Raw genomic sequence first — 17794 nt, forward strand, 5'->3', positions numbered from 1 at the left:
CCGCACCCCAGGAAGCGCCCGTGCCCGACACCCAACCCGACCGCCGCCTGCTGCTGCCCCCGCCGTTCCAGGCCTTTGCCGCCGGCGCGGGCGACATTCTGGCGATGGCCGCCGACCGCGCCACCCAAGGCGCCGGAACCATCCTGTGGCGCGAGGCGGGCGGGGTTCTGGCCATCGCCCTGATCCTGGAACCTGGCCCCCCGCTGGCCACCACCCCCGCCGAGGCGGATCTGGGCTATCTGGCCGCGCTGGCCGCGCTGTGCGACACGCTGGCCCAGCATGGCCAGCCCGAGCGGCGGGTGGAGATCGGCTGGCCCGACCGGGTGCTGTATGATGGCGCGCTGTTGGCCGGCACCCGCTGGCAGACCGGCCCGGCCGGGCCGGATGGGCTGCCCGAATGGGCCGTCTTTGCCGCCGAGATCACCGCCAGCCGCGACGGGCTGGACCACCCTGGCCTTTTCCCGAACAGCACCTCGCTGGCCGAGGAAGAGTTCCCCGAAGCGCCGCCGATGATCGAAAGCCTTGCCGCCTGGCTCAAGCTGATCGTGGATCGCTGGTCGGTGCATGGCCCCGATGCCGTGCTGCGCCGCGTGCTGGACCGGGTGCCGCAGCCCGATGCCCTGGCCGGTGCGCGGATCGAGGGCGGGCGGCTGAAGCTGCCCCCGCTGGCGTCCGTTCTGGACGAGACGCGCTGGCGCGATCCGGAACGTGGGGGGCCGGCATGGTAGCCTTGCTGCGCACGATCCAGCTTGATCCATCGGATCGGCTGATGTTCGCACCTGCGGCGGCACCGGGGGAATGGGCCGTGCCGGGCGGCTTTCTGTTCCACGGCCGCCCCTTTGACAGCCTGACGCGCAAGGAACGGGTGGCCTTTCGCTCGGCCTTTCTGGGGATCGAAAGTTTCGGCTTTTCCACCCTTGCGACCGTCACCCCCGTGACAGCCGCCGAAATGGACACCGCGACCGATCAGCTGGCCGCCTCCTTTGTCGCCCGCCTTGGCGCGCCGGACATGCAGACCGCCCGCGCCGCCGCGCGGGACGAGATCGCCTTTGCCGCCGATCTGTGCAAGGGCCACGAGGCTGGCCGCCTGATCGCCCTGCACCGCGAGGAAGATGCCGAAGGGCGCATCACCGAACGCTTTCGCGCCCTGCGCCCGCGCGCGGGCAGCCAATGGGCTGCGCCATCGCTGGCAGGGCACGACCGCCCCTTCAACTTTGTCGAAACGGACGACGACGATTTCGACCTGTTCGGCACAGTCAGACGCGGAGACAGCGCATGAGGGAATTCTGGGTCGCCTCGGGCCACCATCTGACACGGCGCAGGGCCGATGGCTGGCTGGCCGTCACGCCCGAGCTGCTGACCGCATGGCTGGCGCGCCCGGAACTGGCCCCGCCAGAGGATGCCTGCGCCGGCGAACGCGCGCTGCATGCGCGGCTGCTGGCCGATCCCTTCGCGCCCGTCACCGCGGCGCAGATCGCCGCCATCGCAGACCCGGACGGGCGCGAGAACTGGGATCTGTTCCTGACCCTGCGCGATACGCTGGCGCGCGAAGGGTCGGTCGAAGGGGGATATGCCGCGCTGATCCGCCAGGGCATTCCGACCGCGCCGGTCCTGCTCGACCAGCTTGCGCAGCTGATCTTGCGCAATGCGCTGGACGGGGTGGACGACGTGCAGACCCTGCGTGCGGCGGAAAACCTGTTCCGCCCGCAGCATGGCTTTCTGCGCGACGGCAACCTGCATCTGGTCGATCTGGAACTGGCGCAGGACATCGAGACCCGCCAGCACCACAACCCGCTGGGCGCAATGTTCGATGGCGGGCTCGAGGCGCTGGACGTTCTGGGCGATCACAACGCCTGGACGTGGTGGAGCCGCTCTGACGCCCATACGATGGTGCAGAACTTCGGCGGCGATCCGGCCGCGCGGCTGGGCCTGGCCCGCGCGATCGAAGCCTTTGTGCGCCACCTGCACCGCATCGCGGTCACGGTCCAGCCGGTCAGCCGCGAGGATCACGCCGATCTGGGCTGGTTCGTCGGCCTGACGCGCGAGGGCACCGAGATCGGCAATGCGCTGTGGAACGGCAGGGCGCCGCAGGGGCGGCTGGTGGGCCTGTTCACGCTGGATTTTCCGCCCGGCGCGCCTGTCCTTTCCCATATGCGCGACAGGCCGACATGGCTTATGCTGGGCACCGGCGCCGATCTGACCTTGCGGATGAAGCCGCAGAACCTGATCGGCGGCCTGCCGCTAGGAGGCCCGACATGAGCCTTGCCCGAACGATCCCGCTGGCCGTTCTGGCCCGATCGTTTCCGCCGCCGACCCGCTGGGCGGGGCGGGTGCTGCATCCGTCCTCGCTGATGATGCCGCCGCCCCCGCTTGGGCCGCGCAGCCGCATGGCGACGACGCAGGACGGGGTGGAAACCTGGTTCATCGGGCCGGCCACGCTGGTCCTGCATCCGGGCGATGCGGCCAACATGCGCCAGAACCTGGCGATGGCGCCGCCGCGGATCTGGGTCTCGCTGGCGAATGCCGACGATCCGGCGCGTGTGGCGATCCACACCGTCACCGCCGATCCGTTCGAGGGCGAGGCCATGGCGACCGACCCCGATCTGACGGTTGCCGCCCTGCCGATGCCGCCCGATCTGCGCGAGCACATCGCCGCCTTTGCCGCGCTGTTCCCCGAAGAAGAGCGGTTTCGCAAGAAGCGCCGCTCCAGCATCGAGGCCGAGGATCCCGGCCTGATCGCGCCGCGCATCCTGCCCGGCGGCTATCGCCCTGGCGGCCGGCGCGGCGAGGGCCAGCCATGAGCGGCTTTGTCCGCCGCTGGTCGGATCGCAAGGCCGAGGCGCGCAAGCCAGCCGAGGCCGAACCGGCCGCCACCGACGAAGCCCCCGAATCCCCGGCGGCGCCCGACGAGGCCGAGATTGCCGCCCGCATCGCCGCCCTGCCTGCCCTCGATGACATTGGCGCCACCACCGATATCCGGCCATTCCTGCAGGACTTCGTTCCCGCAGCCCTGCGCAAGGCCGCGATGCGGCGGGCCTGGGCGGCGGACCCGCTCATTGCCTCGCATCTGGACGTGGCGCGCGATTACGCCTGGGATTTCAACACCGGGGCCGGGCCCGACGGGTTCTATGCGGCGCTTGGCAAGGATGCGGTCGAACGCGGCCTGGCTGCGCTTGATGGCCTGACCCGCCAGCCCGTGCAGGCCCCGACCCTGGCCGCCGCCGAAGACCCCGGCGCGCTGCCGCCCGCCGATCCCCCGGACGATGAAACGCATTCCAAGACCGAGGCCGTCGCCCCGCCACCCGACCACCCCCCGACCGTGGCCAGCCCGCTCTTGCTGCCCCGTCGACATGGCGGCGCGCTGCCCCGGTGACCGGCGCTGCAAATTGCTGCAAAGAATTGTCTTTTGTCCCGTTTCGGGTGTATCATGCTCAGGTTGCCCAGCCTTGGCGCCAGGAACGTTGAAACCGTGACCCCAGCTGAACACATGCCATCGGACGAGGTTGACCGGAACAGGGCCGAGAACTGGGATGTTCTTGCGCTGCTTCTGTCTGGCGCGCCTTCGGACCAGACGCTTGGGCTGCTGGCCGAGGTCGCGGGCGACGAGACGGCCCTGGGCCGGGCCTGGCGCGGGTTGGCACAGGCGGCGGGCGACACGGACGCCGCCAGCGCCGCGCGCGAATTCTTCGATCTGTTCATCGGCGTCGGGCGCGGAGAGCTGCTGCCCTATGCCTCGTTCTATATCACGGGCTTTCTGAACGAACGCCCGCTGGCCGAGCTGCGCGGCGATCTGGCCCGGCTGGGCATTGCCCGGCAGTCCGGCGACCATGACCCGGAGGACCGCATCGCGCTGCTGTGCGCGATCATGGCGGCCTATGCGCGGGGCGATCTTGGCCATGGGCCGGGGCCATCGCAGGGCGAATTCTTCGCCCGCCATCTGGCCCCATGGGCCGCAGCGTTCTTCGAGGATCTGGCCAATGCGCCAGCCGCGCGGTTCTACGCGGCCCTGGCCCGCGTGGGCCGTGAATTCATCGCCATCGAAACCCAGGGCTTTGCGCTTGCCGCGCAGGAACGCGCCATCGCATGACGGAGGAGACGCCATGACTGACCGCAACGACCGCGCGCTTGCGCAAGCCGCCGCCCCGCAGGGCCCGCGCATCGGCCGGCGCGGGTTCTTTGGTGCCTCGCTGGGACTGGCGGCAGCCGGGCTGGCCGGCGGGGCCGCGCTGCCGGTCTTGGCCAGCGAGACGGGCGATGAACGCACCAAGGCGCGCTATCAGCCCGACAGCGCGCATGTGAAGGAATACTACCACGTCAACCAGCTGGTCTGGCCCGAGGGGATGAAGTGACATGCTGACCAAACGCAAGGATTCCGCATCCCTTCAATCCGGCGGCGCGCTGGCGCAGGCCTTTGTCGGCATGGGGCAGCGCAAGCTGGACCGCCGGTCGTTCCTGCGCCGGTCGGGCGTCACAGTGGGCGGGCTGGCCGCGCTGTCCGCGCTGGCCCCGCGCATGTTCGCCCCGGCCGAAGCGGCAGCAGTGCATGACCATTCCAAACCCGCCGAGCGGCTCAAGAACATGTGCACGCATTGCTCGGTCGGCTGTTCGGTGATCGCCGAGGTGCAGAACGGCGTCTGGGTCGGGCAGGAACCTGCCTTTGAAAGCCCGATCAACCGCGGATCGCATTGCGCCAAGGGCGCCTCCTCGCGCGAGCTGGTGCATGGCGATCGCCGGCTGAAATACCCGATGAAGAAGGTCGGCGGCGACTGGGTCCGCATTTCGTGGGATCAGGCCATCGACGAGATCGGCGCCAAAATGCTGGAGATCCGCCAGAAATCCGGCGCGGATTCGGTCTATCTGCTGGGCTCGGCCAAGTTCACCAACGAGGCGGCCTATCTGTTCCGCAAGTTCGCCGCCTTCTGGGGCACCAACAATGTCGACCACCAGGCACGGATCTGCCATTCGACCACCGTTGCGGGCGTGGCCAACACCTGGGGCTATGGCGCCCAGACCAACAGCTACAACGACATCCGCAACGCCAAGACCGTGATCTTCATGGGCTCGAACGCGGCCGAGGCGCATCCGGTCGCCATGCAGCACATCCTGTCGGGCAAGGAAACCCAGCGCGCCAATGTCTTTGTGCTGGACCCGCGCTTCACCCGCACCGCCGCCCATGCGACCGAATACATCCGCATCCGCCCCGGCACCGACATTGCCGTGATCTGGGGCATCTTGTGGCATGTGTTCGAGAACGGCTGGGAAGACAAGGAGTATATCCGCAAGCGCGTCTATGGCTTTGACGAGGCGCGCAAGGAAATCTCGAAATGGACCCCCGCCGAGGTCGAGCGTGTGACCGGCATCAAGGGCGAGGTGCTGGAGCGCGTCGCCAGGACCTTTGCCCAGGAACGCCCCGCCACCTTCATCTGGTGCATGGGCGGCACGCAGCACACGGTGGGCACCGCCAACGTGCGCGCCTATTGCACGCTGCTGCTGGCGACCGGCAACGTCGGGTCCATGGGCACCGGGGCGAACATCTTCCGCGGCCATACCAACGTGCAGGGCGCGACGGACATGGGCCTCGATGTGGGCAACCTGCCCTGCTATTACGGTCTGGCCGCCGGCGCGTGGAAACACTGGTCCCGCGTCTGGGGCGTGCCCTATGACTATCTGGTCAGCCGGTTCGACGAAGTGCCGGAAAAGCAGGGCCGCCCTGCCCGCACGCGCGAGCAGAACATGAACGTCTCGGGCATCCCCTCGACCCGCTGGTTCGATGCGGCGCTGCTGCCGGCCGATGATGTGGACCAGGCCGACGGCATCAAGGCGATGGTCGTCTTCGGCCATGGTGCGAACACCATTCCCCGGATGAAATCCGCCCAGGAAGGGATGCACGCGCTGGATCTGCTGGTGGTGGCCGACCCGCACCCGACCAACTTCGCCTCGTTGCATTCGCGCGGCGACAACACCTATCTGCTGCCGATCTGCACCAACTTTGAAACCGCAGGGTCGCGCACCGCGTCCAACCGATCCGTGCAATGGGGCGAAAAGGTCGTCGATCCGATCTTTGAATCCGATACCGACTATGCGGTGATGTATCGGCTGGCTGAACGGCTTGGCTTTGCCCAGGAAATGTTCAAGCCCTACGAGATGGTGCAGGGCAAGTTTTCGGCTGAACCGACGGCAGAATCCATCCTGCGCGAGATCAACCGCGGCGGCTGGTCCACCGGCTATACCGGCCAGTCCCCGGAACGGCTCAAGGCGCATATGCGCAATCAGGACAAGTTCGACGTCATCACCCTGCGCGCCCCCAAGGACGACCCCGAGGTTGGCGGCGACTATTACGGCCTGCCCTGGCCGTGCTGGGGCACGCCCGAGATGAAGCATCCCGGCACCCATATCCTTTACAACCCCAACATTCCGGTAGCCGAAGGTGGCGGCGCCTTCCGCCCGCGCTTTGGGCTGGAACGCGAAGGGGTGTCCCTGCTGGCCGAGGACAGCTGGCCGGTGGGATCGGAAATTCAGGACGGCTATCCCGAATTCACCTATGCCGTGCTGCAAAAGCTGGGCTGGGACGCCGATCTGACGGCCGACGAGCTGGCGACCATCACCCGCATCGGTGGCGGCGATCCCGAGGCGATGGGCAAGGTGTCGTGGTCGATCGACCTGTCGGGCGGCATCCAGCGGGTGGCGATCAAGCACGGCTGCGTGCCCTTTGGCAACGGCAAGGCGCGGGTCGTCGCCTGGAACCTGCCTGACCCGGTGCCGGTCCACCGCGAGCCGATCTATACCCCGCGCCCCGATCTGGTCGCCGACTATCCCACGCGCGAAGACGGGCGCCAGATGCGGATGCCGAACATCGGCTTCACCATCCAGTCCAAGGCGGTGCAGGACAAGGTGTTCGAACGCTTCCCGATCGTGCTGACCTCGGGCCGACTGGTCGAATTCGAAGGGGGCGGCGAGGAAACCCGATCCAACCCGTGGCTGGCCGAATTGCAGCAGGACATGTTCTGCGAGATCAACCCCAAGGATGCAGCCGCCCGCGGCATCACCGATGGCGGCTGGGTCTGGGTCTATGGCACCGAGGGCAATTCCAAGGTGCGCGTCAAGGCGCTGGTCACCGAACGGGTGGCGCCGGGCGTGGCCTTCATGCCGTTCCACTTTGGCGGCTGGTTCATGGGCGAGGATCAGCGGGGCAACTATCCTGCCGGTGCCGACCCCATCGTGCTGGGCGAATCCGTCAACGCCGTGACCACCTATGGCTATGACCCGGTGACCGGGATGCACGAAGGCAAGGCCGTGCTTTGCCAGATCGAAGCCGCGTAAGGGAGGAACCACCGAAATGGCCCGCATGAAATTCCTCTGTGACGCGGATCGCTGCATCGAATGCAACGCCTGCGTCACGGCCTGCAAGAACGAACACGAGGTGCCATGGGGCATCAACCGGCGCCGTGTCGTGACCATCAACGATGGCCTGCCGGGCGAGCGGTCGGTGTCCATGGCCTGCATGCATTGCACCGATGCGCCCTGCGCGCAGGTCTGCCCGGTGAACTGCTTCTACACCACCAATGACGGGGTGGTCCTGCACAACAAGGACACCTGCATCGGCTGCGGCTATTGCTTCTACGCCTGTCCCTTTGGCGCGCCCCAGTATCCCAAGGTCTCCAACTTCGGATCGCGCGGCAAGATGGACAAATGCACCTATTGCTCGGGCGGCCCCGAAGAGGATCTGTCGGTCGAGGAATACGAGAAATACGGCGCGAACCGTCTGGCCGAAGGCAAGCTGCCGCTATGTGCCGAAATGTGCTCCACCAAATCGCTGCTGGCCGGTGACGGGGACATCATCGCCGAAATCTACCGCGAACGTGTCGTCACGCGCGGCTATGGCTCGGGCGCCTGGGGCTGGAAGACGGCCTACGGCGCAGCCATCGACGTATCGGCCTGAGGGGGGAACGGACCATGACCAGAACCACCACCCGGATCATCGCCGCGCTGGCCGCCATCGGCCTTGGCGCCGGACGGGCCGCCGCGCAATCGACCGAGGCGATCAACCCGACCGCCCGATCCGTCACCGAAGGTCAGTTGCTGGACGCGCTGAAATTCGGCGACACCATCCGCGGGCGCATCACCATTCCGAACCAGAGCGCCGCCGATCTGGAAAAGCCCACCAACAAGGTCTGGATGTGGCTGAACCTTGAGGTGATCGACTGGGTCATCATTGCCGCCGTGCTGGTGACCCTGGCCGTCGTCGTGATCTTCTATCTGCGCATCGGGCGGCTGGAGATCGACAAGGGCCGCTCGGGCCGCACCATCACCCGGTTCAACATCTTTGAACGGGTGATGCACTGGACCATGGCGTCCAGCTTTGTGGTGCTGGCGCTCAGCGGGCTGAATGTGGCCATCGGGCGCTATGTCGTGCAGCCCTGGCTGGGCGAGGCGGCCTTTGGCACCGCGACCCATTGGGGCAAGCTGGCGCACAACTATCTGGCATGGCCCTTCATGCTGTGCGTCGTACTGACCTTCCTGGTCTGGGTGCGCCACAACATGCCGTCGCGGCTGGACATTGCCTGGTTCAAGGCGGGCGGCGGGCTTTTGAAGAACGGCGCCCATCCGCCGGCAACGAAGTTCAACGCGGGGCAAAAGGTCGTGTTCTGGGCCGTCGTCCTTGGCGGCTCGGCGGTCGCGGTGACGGGTCTTGCGCTGATGTTCCCCTATCTGCTGGGCAGCCCGCTGCAATGGCAGGCCGCGCAGGTCGTGCATGCCCTGGCCGCCGCCGGGCTGATCGCCATGACCATCGGCCACATCTACATCGCCACTGCCGGGTCCGAAGGCGCGCTCGAGGCCATGACCACTGGCGAGGTGGATGTGAACTGGGCCGAGCAGCACCATTCGCTGTGGCTCAAGGAAGAAATGGCCAAGGGGACGACGCCCCGCACACCGCCAACGGGCGCGACCCCGGCGGAATAGGTCATGTCCACGACGGGCCATCCCTCGCAGACCGAAGGGCAGAGCGCAGAATTGCGCGCTGCCCTTTCGGGCATCGCGCTTCCGGGCGGCGATACGGGGCTTGGTGCGCGACTGGGCAACATCGTCTTTGACGGGGCGGGCAAGGTCAGTTTCTCGATCCGTGTCACGCCGGACGAGGCGGCCGCCTTTGAACCCGTCCGCGCCCAGGCGGAAACTGCGGCGCTGGCCCTGCCCGGCATCACCCGCGCGCTGGTCATGCTGACTGCCGAACGGGCCGAGCCGCCGCGCCTGACCGCCCCCGCCCCGCTGGCCGGGGTTGGCGCCGTCATTGCGGTCGCGTCGGGCAAGGGCGGGGTCGGGAAATCGACCACCACGGTCAGCCTGGCGCTTGCGCTGCGGCGGCTTGGGCTGACGGTGGGCATTCTGGATGCCGATGTCTATGGACCGTCTGTGCCGACCCTGCTGGGCCTGACCGGCAAGCCGCGCATGGCCGCCGACCGGCGCCGTCTGCTGCCGATGCAGGCCTGGGGGCTCAGCGCGCTGTCGGTTGGCAATCTGGTCGATCCCGATACCGCGATGATCTGGCGGGGGCCGATGATCACCTCGGCCATCGTTCAGCTGGTGACCGAGGTGGACTGGGGCCAACTGGATGTGCTGCTGGTGGACATGCCCCCCGGCACGGGCGATGCGCAGCTGGCGGTCGCGCAGAACAGCCCGCTCAAGGGGGCGGTCATCGTGTCCACCCCGCAGGACCTGGCGCTGATCGACGCAAGGCGCGGGATCGCGATGTTCCGCAAGCTGGATGTGCCGGTGCTGGGCGTGATCGAGAACATGTCGCAGTTCATCTGCCCCGATTGCGGCGGCCGGCACGAGGTGTTCGGCCATGGCGGCGCCAGGGCCGAGGCCGCGCGGATCGGCGTGCACTTTCTGGGGGCCGTGCCGCTGACGATGGACCTGCGCCGCTCGGCCGATCTGGGGCGCCCGCTGCTGGCCACCGACCCCGATGGCGCGGTGGGCATGGCCATGGCCGAAATCGCCGGGCGGCTGGCCCATGAAATGAAGGACCGGGCCTTGCTGACCGGCACGGCCACGTCAAGGGGAGTATTCCGATGAAATCCGTGCTTCTGGGCTGCCTGGTGGCCGTGGTGCTGGCCATAGCCGCGCAAATGGTTCTGGATCGGGAACAGATCGACGCTCAGACGATCTATGCGACCGGCGGTGTGCGCCTGACCGCTGCGGGGGATTAAGGCGTCACAGCCCGAAGCCGGACCACGGGATATAGCGCACCGGATCGCCGGGGCGGATGTCGGCAAATCCGTCCGGCAGTTCGACCAGACCATCCGCCCAGGACAGGCCAGAGACGCGGCCCGACCCTTCGGACGAAAACACCTCGGCCCGGCCATCGGGTGCAAGGCGCGCGCGCAGGTATTCCCGCCGCCCGGCCTGTTTGACCCGCGCGAACCCCGCCGGCACGTCGAACCCGACCGGCGCGCGCCAGCCGGCGCCAGCCCGCTGGAACAGCGCGGGCACCGCAAAGACCAGCGTGCAGACCATCGCCGCCACCGGATTGCCCGGCAGACCGAACACCGGCACCCGCTGCCCGCCCGGCCCGCGCCAATGCGCCAGCGCCAGCGGGCGGCCTGGCTTGACCGCGATGCGCCAGTCCTGCAACTCGGCCTCGGCCCGCAGCAGGGCCGAGACATGATCCTCGTCGCCCTGCGAGGCCCCGCCCGAGGTCAGCACCGCATCCACGCGGCCGATTGCCCCGTCCAGCGCCGCGCGCAGATCATCCGGCCGGTCGCGGCAGATGCCCAGATCGACCGGGATGAACCCCAGCCGCGCCAGCGCCGCCAGCAGCATCGGCCGGTTCGCATCGGGGATCGCGCCGGCCGGCAGCTCGGGCGTGTCATGCCCGACCAGTTCCTCGCCGGTCGACAGAACGCCGACCCGCAACCGGGGCCGCACACGCAAGGACGCGATCCCCAGCGCGGCGGCAAGCCCGATCTCTTGCGCGCGCAGCACCGTCCCGGCCCGCAGTGCGACCGTGCCCGCCGCCATATCCTCGCCTGCGGCACGGGTATTTGCCCCGCGCCTGGCCGGCGCACGGGCGATGGTCAGGCGCTCGCCCTCAAGGCGGGCATGTTCTTGCAAGGCCACCGTATCCACCCCCGGCGGCAAGATCGCCCCCGTCAGGATGCGCAGCGCCTGACCGGGCGGCAGAACGCCGGGCCATGGCTGACCTGCCGCCGCGCGGCCCATGGCAAGCGGCACCGGACCGGCCGCGAAATCGACCGTGCCGAACGCATAGCCATAGCCATCGACCGCCGAATTCGGCCGCGGCGGATGGCTGAGCCGGGCCAGCGCATCCTCGGCCAGCACATGGCCCGCGGCCTGCCACAGCGGCAGATCCAGCGCCCCCTCGATGGGCTGGATACCCGCCCGCAGCCGATCAAGCACCTGATCGACCGGCGTCCAGTCCACCCCCGGCGGCATCGACGAGGCACGGCGCCGCACCTTGTCCAGCCCGGTTTCGCGCAAGATGAAATCGGCCATCGCGGGAATGTCGTCGGGGGCAAAGACCGGCAGCCCCGTCCCCCCATCGCCCTGATCCGAGGCGAGCGCCCGGATCGCCGGAAACTCGGGCGCCAGCGGGGCGGTTCCGGTCGCCTGCCGCCAGACCTCGATCATCGGATGACCGGCCTGCTTGAACCCCTCGACCAGCACCAGATCGACACGTTCCAGCCGGGTCAGCAGCTGGTCCAGTTCCGGCTCGGGCGCCCCGCGCAGCTCGCGCATCAGCGCCCAGCGGCGGGGCGAGGCCAGCAGCACCTGCTGCGCCCCGGCCTCGCGGTGGCGGTGGCTGTCGCGGCCGGGCTGGTCGATGTCGGTGTCGTGATGGGCATGCTTGACGGTGGAAACCGTATGACCCCGCGCGGTCAGTTCCTCGATCAGGCGCACGACAAGCGTGGTCTTGCCCGAGTTCTTGCGCCCGGTGATCCCGAAAACCCTCATCGCCCGTTCCCGCCTAGCCCGCCGTCATGCCTTGCCATATCCGCCGCGCCAGTTCCAGATCGGCCGGGGTATTGACGTTGAAGAACGGATCATGCGGGTCCGTGGCAAATTCCGCCAGCGCATAGCCATGCCGGTCGGCCCAGACGACCACTTTGGACACCCCGTCCTGCAACGCCGCCCGCAGATCGTCGCGCAGCGCCACGGGCCACAGGCCAAAGGTCGGCTGGCGGATCAGCCGCCCCTCTTCGCGCGTTGCGCACAGCGCGATGGGCTTGCCCTTGGCGCTGGCCGCCAGCCGCGCGCCCAGATCGTGCGGCACAAAGGGCGTGTCGGCCGCAGCCGTCAGCACATGGCTGAACCCGGCCGCCGCCGCATGATCCATCCCGGCCAGGACCCCGGCCAGCGGCCCCGGATGCCCGGCGATACTGTCGGCAACCACCGGCAGACCCAGGTCTGCAAACCGCCCCGGATCGCCATTCGCATTCAGCACCACGGCGCCGCATTGCGGGGTCAGGCGGCGGATCACCTCGGCGATCAGGCTCTGGCCGCCCAGATCCAGCCGCCCCTTGTCGCCCCCGCCCATGCGCCGGGCCTGCCCGCCCGCAAGGATGGTGCCCAGAACCCGCTCAGTCATCCGATGCCCCCTTGCGGGCCGATCGGCGATCTTCGGCGGCAACGCTGGCAAGGTCGGCATCGCGGATCAGCCGCTCCTCGCCCGACAGGCAGACGAAGCGCTGCCCGCGCAGCCGGCCGATCAGCACCATGCCCAGCTGGCGCGCAATCTCGACCCCCCAGGCGGTGAAGCCCGAGCGCGAGACCAGCGCCGGGATCCCCATATGGGCGCATTTGATCACCATCTCCGAGGTCAGCCGCCCGGTGGTATAGAGGATCTTGTCATCACCCCCGACGCCTTCGCTGAACATCCAGCCGGCAATCTTGTCCACCGCATTGTGGCGCCCGACATCTTCCATATAGACCAGCGGGCGGCTCTGCCGGCACAGCACCGTGCCATGGATCGCCCCCGCGCCCAGATAGAGGCTGGGGGTCGTGTTGATCACCCGCGACAGATCGTAAAGCCACGAGCTGCGCAGTTCGGCCGCAGGCAGGCGCAGCCCTTCCAGCCCCTCCATCATGTCGCCAAAGACCGTGCCCACCGCGCAGCCCGATGTGCGGGTCTTGCGCGCCAGCTTGGCCTCGAAATCGGTTTCGCGGTCGGTCCTGACCACCACGGCCTCGGCGTAATCGTCGTAGTCGACGGCCGTGACCGCGGTGCCATCGGGCAACATGCCCTGATTGCGCAGGAAACCCAGGGCCAGGTATTCGGGGTAATCCCCGATGGTCATGGCCGTGACGATCTCTCGTGAATTGAGCCAGATCGACAGGGGGCGTTCGACCACCACATCCAGCGCGACCTCGGCCCCGGTGTGATCGTGGCCGATCACCTTGCGCGTAAGCCGGTCATCATCAGGGCTTGGGGCAATCACATAGCCCGGCTGGTCTGAAACTGGCATCCGCCTCTCCTTGCCACAAGGCCCTGTCGCGCGGCGTCACCCTAACACAGCCGCAGACACCAGTTCCATGGCGCTGCGCCCCTTGCATCCTGGCCCGAAAACATCGCCAGCCGCCACCGTCGCGCCCCTTGACAATCGCGCATCCATGGTTCAGAACCCGCGCGACTGGGGCAGTAGCTCAGTTGGGAGAGCGCGTCGTTCGCAATGACGAGGTCAGGGGTTCGATCCCCCTCTGCTCCACCAGTCACTTTCCGCAATACGTTGAAAACGCTGGCGAAATTCGAGCCGCGATTTTCTGCGCCCCACGTTTTGCCCCACGCCGCGCGCTAGATGCCCTGCAACTTCACGATACCGTGCGAGACTTCGCCCCCGGTCGGAAAGTCACCGGCCAGCCGCTCGCGCCCGCCAGATCGGCCAGCCACAGGGCATCGGCAGTAGCGACACCCCCGCCCGAGCGGCAAGGTGCGGCAAGGCATGGTGACAGTCGCCATACCTTCGCGCCAGCGCCGGGCTGGTCGGGCAAGGTCTAACGCTGGTCGTGGCACCTTCGCGGCCCCGGTCCCCGTTGCGATTCCCGCGATTCCTGCGATTTGTGCGCCTTGCGACACCCGCGACATTGCGACACTGGGCGCCGCCCCCTGCTACACCCGCGACATTGCGACACGGCGCGCGGTAATGACAAAGGCCCCGCGCTGGGCAGGGCCTTGATGCCGTGAAGATGGAAGGCAGTCAGTCGGACCAGTTCACCCCATCCAGTTCTGTCAGCGCCTCGGCCAGAAGGTGCGCGGCGTGTTCCAGGTCGGCCCGGCCCAGCGCCCACGCCCCGAACATCCGGTCAGGATCCAGACTGGTTTCCGCTGCAAGGATGCGTTGCTGGACTGTGTGCAGGGCAATCCGCACGTTTTCCGCAGGCGATGCAGCGCGGGGGCGGGGCGGCGCATGTAGGGCGGTCATGCTGCGCCCTCTTTCGTCTCTGCATCATCCCAGGGCAGTTCTTCCAGCACCCCGAACAGTTCGGCCAGCAGCTTGCAGGCGGTCACAAGCCCATCAGTGGGCAGGTAGTCCAGCCCGAACACGGCAGCGCCCCGCGCCGTGCTGTCCTGCGCCAGAACATGCGCCTGCACGATGCTGGCGGCGGCCATGACGTTGTGCCACGGGGTTTCAAGCCGGGTCATGCTTCGCCCCCATTGACCATGGCGGCGCGGGCATCGTCCAGAAGGTCACGGGCGGCGGCTAGGGCGTGTTGCGCCATACCGGCGCCCCGGACAATCGCGGAACCCGTGGTGCGGTCGGATCGGGCAATCCCTTCACCAGCCATGAACAGCAGTTCCAGCATGTCCTGCACCTTGGCCAGTTCGTCTATGGCGTCCAGAACGCCATCCAGCGCGGCAAACCTCGCATTGCAAGCCGGGGGCAGCGCCTTGCGGGCGGCCTCGGCCTTCGCGGCATTGTGGCAGGCCATGACAAGGCCCTTGTCGTCTGCCAGCCAAAGCCAATCCAGGCTAAGGCCCTCGGCCTCGGCATAGGCCAGCAGGGCATCGGAAAAGGTCGCCTCGGCCCCTTCGCCGTCAAGGATGCGCTCGGGCGGCGTGGTGCCGGTCCATTCCGCGAAACGGGCGAGGCGCTCGGCAGCGGCGGCTTTCATCGTCGCGGATCGGTCAAAGGGAAAGGCGTTCACGGGTCAGGCTCCTTGCTGAGAAAAGTTGAGGTTGTCAGGCAGCGGCGGCGTAGGTCACGCGGCGCAGATCGGCGCGCATGGCATCCAGCGCGGCCCAGTCGCGGGGTTCCAGCCGGTCCTTGCATTCCAGCAGGAAGATGGCTTCGCGGATCCGATCGGCAGCAGATTTGGGCTTGGCGGCCTTGGCCATCGCTTCGGCCTGCGCCCGCGCCTTCGCCTCGGCCCAGACGCGGCGAAGCTGGCCCGCGAAGTTCTGGGCATAGGTGCGGCCCTTCATCATCGGATGGCCGGTCAGGCCACGGGCGGCGACGTGGGCGGCTTTCATAATCGCGGCGCGGTCATAGGTCATGGCGGTTGCCCCATCAGTTTTGATAGGTTATCTATAACAACCAATAGACGGCATATCAATATGCCTTCTATCTAAACTGATAGATTTTCCATAGGTGGACAGTGAACGGCGAACAGATTCGGGCGGCACGCGCCCTTCTCGGCTGGACAGCGGCAGACTTGGCGAAGGCATCGGGGGTCAGCTACCCGACCATCCAGCGGATGGATGCCGCGAAGGGGCAAGTTTCCGGCAGGCACGACACAGTGGAAGCCATCCGCCGCGCCCTCGAAGCCCAGGGCGTGCAGTTCCTCGAAGGCGGTCAGGTCGCCGCAGGGCCGGGCGTGGCGCTGGGGGCGAAGGAATGAGATGGGTTCTGGTCTTAACCTTGGCCTTTGCCGCTGGGCCAGCGCGGTCTGACGGGGCCGGGTCATTCACGCTCTACAGAAACAGCGTGCTAGATGCTGGCGCGCGGATCCATGTTGCTAGCTTCGATACGGCGCATGGGTCGGGCTACAACCGCGAAAACTGCAATCTGGTTGCCAGCTTGATGCAAGCACAGGAGGGGGTCAAAGCCCGGTTCTGGTGCGAAGCTGGCGCGTTCCGAGAGTAATCAGCGCGCCCCGCCACCTAAGGGTAATCTTAGGGTTCGGCCCTATCACCCCATGACGCGTGCGAGGCGATGCGATGTCAAGTTTTGTGAGGTTGTCCCTGCTCTGCCCGCCAGCGTTCCCAGCGGCGGCGCTGGGCCTCGCGGATGCGTTCGCGGCCCTCGGGGGTCTTGGCCCCGGTAGACAGCCCTCCGTGAAACTTGCAGCGCCGCTTGCCCGGTTCGGACTTGCACCGGCAGGGCGTGCCCTTCCGGGTCTTGGCGCCGCAAGGCACCCGGCGGCGGGCGCGGGCGGCCTCTAGCCTCGCCCGCCGCCGGGCCACCATTGCCAAGAATGCGGCTTCCTCGGCGTCCAGCTTGGCTCGCATCCTATCACCCCTCCCCTTCGCGCGCGTATTGGCCAACCAAAGCCGCTCGGCCCCTCTTACCCCATGCCGCGCCTGCGCGCCCGTGAATGCGAAAACCTGTGTTAGCGCACATCGCGCATGAACCCCGCCGGTCCGGGCCTTGAAGGCTCCAGACTTTCGCCCACCCCCTCCCTGTCCTTGCGCCGGGCACGGGCGGCCCGCTTGCGGCACCCTGTGGAACAGAACACCGCATCGGCGCGGCGCCAGATCGGCACCGGGTCGCCGCAGCCGGGGCAGGTCCAGCCGCCCCTTTGCAGGTTCATCAGCACGGCACGGGCGCGGGCCAGCCGATGGCTCCGGTTGCCTTGGGCAAAGAAGCCGTCAGACGGCCAGACATGCGCCATGACAATCGGGCGCCCGTCCGGGGTTTCGTCATAGTGCAGGCCGTCCGGGTCAGGTCCGGGCATATGATTTCCTCTTGATAAATCCGGGGCCACAGGCGGGCCAGGGTGTTGACGGGGCGGGGGTGCCGGTAACTGACTGGTCCCGGTCATGCGCGCCCCCGTGGCCGCCCCATCGGAAAGCCGGGCGTGGCGCAAAGCCCGGCCAGCCGTGATAGCGCCAGTTCCCGCGCGGCCTCATGGGCGGCGGCCCGGTCAGGCCCGGCGGCGGATTGCAGGGCGTAGGATGCGCGCATATCTGGATCCAGCCCCACGGCAAGCCAGGTCACGCCACCGGACAGGCAGGCGCGCTTGTGGGCGGGGAAGCCCATGGCCTCAGCTTCGGACAGCGGCACGGCCACCGGCTTTCCCTCGAAGCGCAACAGCAGAGTGAATGCACGGGTCAGGGCCTCGATAGCCCGGCCATCGGTCACGCGCACCATGGCGCCGCCTTGATAGTCATAGACGCTGCTTGCAAGGATGGCAGCCGTCGCCTTGGCATTGGCCTTTGCGGCCCGGCGCAGGGCGCGGTTCATGCCGCACCCCCGGCGTGGCAATGCGGGAAGGTTCCAGCCGCCACCCATGCCCGGCAGATGCCGCAGAACAGTCGCCCATCCGGCCCGTGCCGTTCCCAAGCCGACAGGCGGCGCCATGCGTCCAAGGGCACAACCTTGCCCGTCCAGGTCATGGGCCTGCCGGTCACGCTGCACAGGGCGCGTGGGGTATCGTCTGCGATGCCAAGGGAAGCGGCACCGTCCAGCCGTGAAGGCGCGGGCGCGCGGGGCTGGGGCGGGAACGGCAACACCTCGGCAGGCGGCGGGGTTTCAGCAGGCTGCGCCGCTACACCCGCTACACTTGCTACATTTGCCCGATTTGTAGCGGGCGTAGCGACTGTAGCAGGGGGAAGTTC

General features: G+C 68.0%; 23 protein-coding genes and 1 tRNA gene. 14 read left to right on the forward strand and 10 right to left on the reverse strand.

Annotation, left to right across the window (positions count from 1 at the left end):
- Positions 1-20: 20 nt before the first annotated feature.
- From G481_RS25005 to G481_RS26340, 12 genes are all read left to right on the forward strand, one after another.
- On the forward strand, positions 21-728 hold the full coding sequence (locus tag G481_RS25005; RefSeq protein ID WP_051294327.1) for a biotin/lipoate--protein ligase family protein: 708 nt from the start codon (positions 21-23) through the stop codon (positions 726-728).
- The gene (locus tag G481_RS0105820; RefSeq protein WP_028029189.1) at positions 722-1279 is read left to right on the forward strand and encodes a DUF6505 family protein; all 558 of its coding nucleotides are present in this window, start codon (positions 722-724) and stop codon (positions 1277-1279) included. Before G481_RS25005 ends, G481_RS0105820 begins: the two co-directional genes overlap by 7 nt.
- The gene (locus G481_RS0105825; protein WP_028029190.1) at positions 1276-2259 is read left to right on the forward strand and encodes a DUF6352 family protein; all 984 of its coding nucleotides are present in this window, start codon (positions 1276-1278) and stop codon (positions 2257-2259) included. The genes G481_RS0105820 and G481_RS0105825 overlap by 4 nt, the downstream gene beginning before the upstream one ends.
- Positions 2256-2801, forward strand: a complete 546-nt coding sequence (locus G481_RS0105830) for a DUF3305 domain-containing protein (RefSeq protein ID WP_028029191.1) — start codon at positions 2256-2258, stop codon at positions 2799-2801. Before G481_RS0105825 ends, G481_RS0105830 begins: the two co-directional genes overlap by 4 nt.
- Positions 2798-3373 (forward strand): DUF3306 domain-containing protein, encoded by a 576-nt coding sequence (locus tag G481_RS25010; RefSeq protein ID WP_051294328.1) that lies wholly within the window; start codon positions 2798-2800, stop codon positions 3371-3373. The genes G481_RS0105830 and G481_RS25010 overlap by 4 nt, the downstream gene beginning before the upstream one ends.
- Positions 3374-3469: 96 nt before the next feature.
- Entirely contained in the window at positions 3470-4087 is a 618-nt protein-coding gene (locus tag G481_RS0105840) for a TorD/DmsD family molecular chaperone (RefSeq protein ID WP_245594930.1), read from the forward strand.
- 13 nt (positions 4088-4100) lie between these two features.
- The gene (locus G481_RS22970; protein ID WP_028029193.1) at positions 4101-4349 is read left to right on the forward strand and encodes a hypothetical protein; all 249 of its coding nucleotides are present in this window, start codon (positions 4101-4103) and stop codon (positions 4347-4349) included.
- 1 nt (position 4350) lies between these two features.
- Positions 4351-7320 carry a formate dehydrogenase subunit alpha gene (locus G481_RS0105850; RefSeq protein ID WP_028029194.1) on the forward strand — a complete coding sequence of 990 codons (2970 nt, stop codon included), beginning with the start codon at positions 4351-4353 and terminating at the stop codon, positions 7318-7320.
- Between the two features lie 16 nt (positions 7321-7336).
- Positions 7337-7939 carry a formate dehydrogenase FDH3 subunit beta gene (gene fdh3B / locus G481_RS0105855; protein WP_028029195.1) on the forward strand — a complete coding sequence of 201 codons (603 nt, stop codon included), beginning with the start codon at positions 7337-7339 and terminating at the stop codon, positions 7937-7939.
- Positions 7940-7953: 14 nt separating this feature from the next.
- Positions 7954-8961 carry a formate dehydrogenase subunit gamma gene (locus G481_RS22975; protein ID WP_035025251.1) on the forward strand — a complete coding sequence of 336 codons (1008 nt, stop codon included), beginning with the start codon at positions 7954-7956 and terminating at the stop codon, positions 8959-8961.
- Between the two features lie 3 nt (positions 8962-8964).
- Positions 8965-10074: an Mrp/NBP35 family ATP-binding protein gene (locus G481_RS22980; RefSeq protein WP_084450671.1), complete on the forward strand. Its 1110-nt coding sequence runs from the start codon at positions 8965-8967 to the stop codon at positions 10072-10074.
- The gene (locus G481_RS26340) at positions 10071-10208 is read left to right on the forward strand and encodes a hypothetical protein (RefSeq protein WP_169728711.1); all 138 of its coding nucleotides are present in this window, start codon (positions 10071-10073) and stop codon (positions 10206-10208) included. The genes G481_RS22980 and G481_RS26340 overlap by 4 nt, the downstream gene beginning before the upstream one ends.
- A gap of 4 nt (positions 10209-10212) precedes the next feature.
- Here G481_RS26340 and mobB read toward each other — a convergent pair whose 3' ends face one another.
- The 3 genes from mobB to G481_RS0105885 are packed head-to-tail and all read right to left on the reverse strand — an operon-like array spanning position 10213 to position 13484.
- Positions 10213-11973, reverse strand: a complete 1761-nt coding sequence (gene mobB, locus G481_RS22985) for a molybdopterin-guanine dinucleotide biosynthesis protein B (protein WP_028029196.1) — start codon at positions 11971-11973, stop codon at positions 10213-10215.
- A 13-nt stretch (positions 11974-11986) separates the two neighbouring features.
- Positions 11987-12607, reverse strand: coding sequence for a molybdenum cofactor guanylyltransferase MobA (mobA, locus tag G481_RS0105880; RefSeq protein ID WP_028029197.1), 621 nt, complete (start codon positions 12605-12607; stop codon positions 11987-11989).
- Positions 12600-13484: a formate dehydrogenase accessory sulfurtransferase FdhD gene (locus G481_RS0105885; protein ID WP_028029198.1), complete on the reverse strand. Its 885-nt coding sequence runs from the start codon at positions 13482-13484 to the stop codon at positions 12600-12602. The genes mobA and G481_RS0105885 overlap by 8 nt, the downstream gene beginning before the upstream one ends.
- A gap of 167 nt (positions 13485-13651) precedes the next feature.
- Between G481_RS0105885 and G481_RS0105890 the strand changes: the two genes are divergently transcribed.
- Positions 13652-13727, forward strand: a tRNA-Ala gene (locus G481_RS0105890).
- Positions 13728-14213: 486 nt separating this feature from the next.
- On the opposite strand, the gene G481_RS0105895 is transcribed toward G481_RS0105890, so the two are convergent.
- The 4 genes from G481_RS0105895 to G481_RS0105910 are packed head-to-tail and all read right to left on the reverse strand — an operon-like array spanning position 14214 to position 15511.
- Positions 14214-14438, reverse strand: a complete 225-nt coding sequence (locus tag G481_RS0105895; RefSeq protein ID WP_028029199.1) for a hypothetical protein — start codon at positions 14436-14438, stop codon at positions 14214-14216.
- A complete protein-coding gene (locus G481_RS0105900; protein WP_028029200.1) occupies positions 14435-14659 on the reverse strand; it encodes a hypothetical protein in 225 nt (74 codons plus the stop codon). Before G481_RS0105900 ends, G481_RS0105895 begins: the two co-directional genes overlap by 4 nt.
- Entirely contained in the window at positions 14656-15162 is a 507-nt protein-coding gene (locus G481_RS0105905; RefSeq protein WP_028029201.1) for a hypothetical protein, read from the reverse strand. Before G481_RS0105905 ends, G481_RS0105900 begins: the two co-directional genes overlap by 4 nt.
- A gap of 34 nt (positions 15163-15196) precedes the next feature.
- Positions 15197-15511 (reverse strand): hypothetical protein, encoded by a 315-nt coding sequence (locus G481_RS0105910; protein ID WP_028029202.1) that lies wholly within the window; start codon positions 15509-15511, stop codon positions 15197-15199.
- Between the two features lie 101 nt (positions 15512-15612).
- Between G481_RS0105910 and G481_RS0105915 the strand changes: the two genes are divergently transcribed.
- A complete protein-coding gene (locus tag G481_RS0105915; protein ID WP_035025253.1) occupies positions 15613-15855 on the forward strand; it encodes a helix-turn-helix domain-containing protein in 243 nt (80 codons plus the stop codon).
- Between the two features lie 322 nt (positions 15856-16177).
- Here the strand turns inward: G481_RS0105915 and G481_RS26855 are convergent, their stop codons facing one another.
- The 3 genes from G481_RS26855 to G481_RS0105925 all read right to left on the reverse strand — a co-directional run bounded on the left by G481_RS26855 (position 16178) and on the right by G481_RS0105925 (position 17420).
- Positions 16178-16465 carry an HGGxSTG domain-containing protein gene (locus G481_RS26855; RefSeq protein WP_342666561.1) on the reverse strand — a complete coding sequence of 96 codons (288 nt, stop codon included), beginning with the start codon at positions 16463-16465 and terminating at the stop codon, positions 16178-16180.
- Between the two features lie 101 nt (positions 16466-16566).
- Positions 16567-16911 carry a hypothetical protein gene (locus G481_RS0105920; RefSeq protein ID WP_028029204.1) on the reverse strand — a complete coding sequence of 115 codons (345 nt, stop codon included), beginning with the start codon at positions 16909-16911 and terminating at the stop codon, positions 16567-16569.
- A gap of 83 nt (positions 16912-16994) precedes the next feature.
- A complete protein-coding gene (locus tag G481_RS0105925; RefSeq protein WP_028029205.1) occupies positions 16995-17420 on the reverse strand; it encodes a hypothetical protein in 426 nt (141 codons plus the stop codon).
- Positions 17421-17794: the final 374 nt, after the last annotated feature.

This window comes from Gemmobacter nectariphilus DSM 15620, from assembly GCF_000429765.1.
In the GTDB taxonomy this organism is placed as follows: Bacteria; Pseudomonadota; Alphaproteobacteria; order Rhodobacterales; family Rhodobacteraceae; genus Wagnerdoeblera; species Wagnerdoeblera nectariphila.

Bases quoted from the DNA above. Each gene is read 5' to 3' on its own strand.
- G481_RS0105825 (WP_028029190.1), top strand. From the start codon at position 1,276: ATGAGGGAATTCTGGGTCGCCTCGGGCCACCATCTGACACGGCGCAGG.
- G481_RS25010 (WP_051294328.1), top strand. From the start codon at position 2,798: ATGAGCGGCTTTGTCCGCCGCTGGTCGGATCGCAAGGCCGAGGCGCGC.
- G481_RS22975 (WP_035025251.1), top strand. From the start codon at position 7,954: ATGACCAGAACCACCACCCGGATCATCGCCGCGCTGGCCGCCATCGGC.
- G481_RS0105900 (WP_028029200.1), bottom strand. From the start codon at position 14,659: ATGACCCGGCTTGAAACCCCGTGGCACAACGTCATGGCCGCCGCCAGC.
- G481_RS26340 (WP_169728711.1), top strand. From the start codon at position 10,071: ATGAAATCCGTGCTTCTGGGCTGCCTGGTGGCCGTGGTGCTGGCCATA.
- G481_RS0105885 (WP_028029198.1), bottom strand. From the start codon at position 13,484: ATGCCAGTTTCAGACCAGCCGGGCTATGTGATTGCCCCAAGCCCTGAT.
- G481_RS0105925 (WP_028029205.1), bottom strand. From the start codon at position 17,420: ATGAACCGCGCCCTGCGCCGGGCCGCAAAGGCCAATGCCAAGGCGACG.
- G481_RS0105910 (WP_028029202.1), bottom strand. From the start codon at position 15,511: ATGACCTATGACCGCGCCGCGATTATGAAAGCCGCCCACGTCGCCGCC.
- G481_RS0105920 (WP_028029204.1), bottom strand. From the start codon at position 16,911: ATGCCCGGACCTGACCCGGACGGCCTGCACTATGACGAAACCCCGGAC.
- fdh3B (WP_028029195.1), top strand. From the start codon at position 7,337: ATGGCCCGCATGAAATTCCTCTGTGACGCGGATCGCTGCATCGAATGC.
- G481_RS22970 (WP_028029193.1), top strand. From the start codon at position 4,101: ATGACTGACCGCAACGACCGCGCGCTTGCGCAAGCCGCCGCCCCGCAG.
- mobA (WP_028029197.1), bottom strand. From the start codon at position 12,607: ATGACTGAGCGGGTTCTGGGCACCATCCTTGCGGGCGGGCAGGCCCGG.
- G481_RS22980 (WP_084450671.1), top strand. From the start codon at position 8,965: ATGTCCACGACGGGCCATCCCTCGCAGACCGAAGGGCAGAGCGCAGAA.
- G481_RS0105820 (WP_028029189.1), top strand. From the start codon at position 722: ATGGTAGCCTTGCTGCGCACGATCCAGCTTGATCCATCGGATCGGCTG.
- G481_RS0105850 (WP_028029194.1), top strand. From the start codon at position 4,351: ATGCTGACCAAACGCAAGGATTCCGCATCCCTTCAATCCGGCGGCGCG.
- G481_RS0105895 (WP_028029199.1), bottom strand. From the start codon at position 14,438: ATGACCGCCCTACATGCGCCGCCCCGCCCCCGCGCTGCATCGCCTGCG.
- mobB (WP_028029196.1), bottom strand. From the start codon at position 11,973: ATGAGGGTTTTCGGGATCACCGGGCGCAAGAACTCGGGCAAGACCACG.
- G481_RS26855 (WP_342666561.1), bottom strand. From the start codon at position 16,465: ATGCGAGCCAAGCTGGACGCCGAGGAAGCCGCATTCTTGGCAATGGTG.
- G481_RS0105830 (WP_028029191.1), top strand. From the start codon at position 2,256: ATGAGCCTTGCCCGAACGATCCCGCTGGCCGTTCTGGCCCGATCGTTT.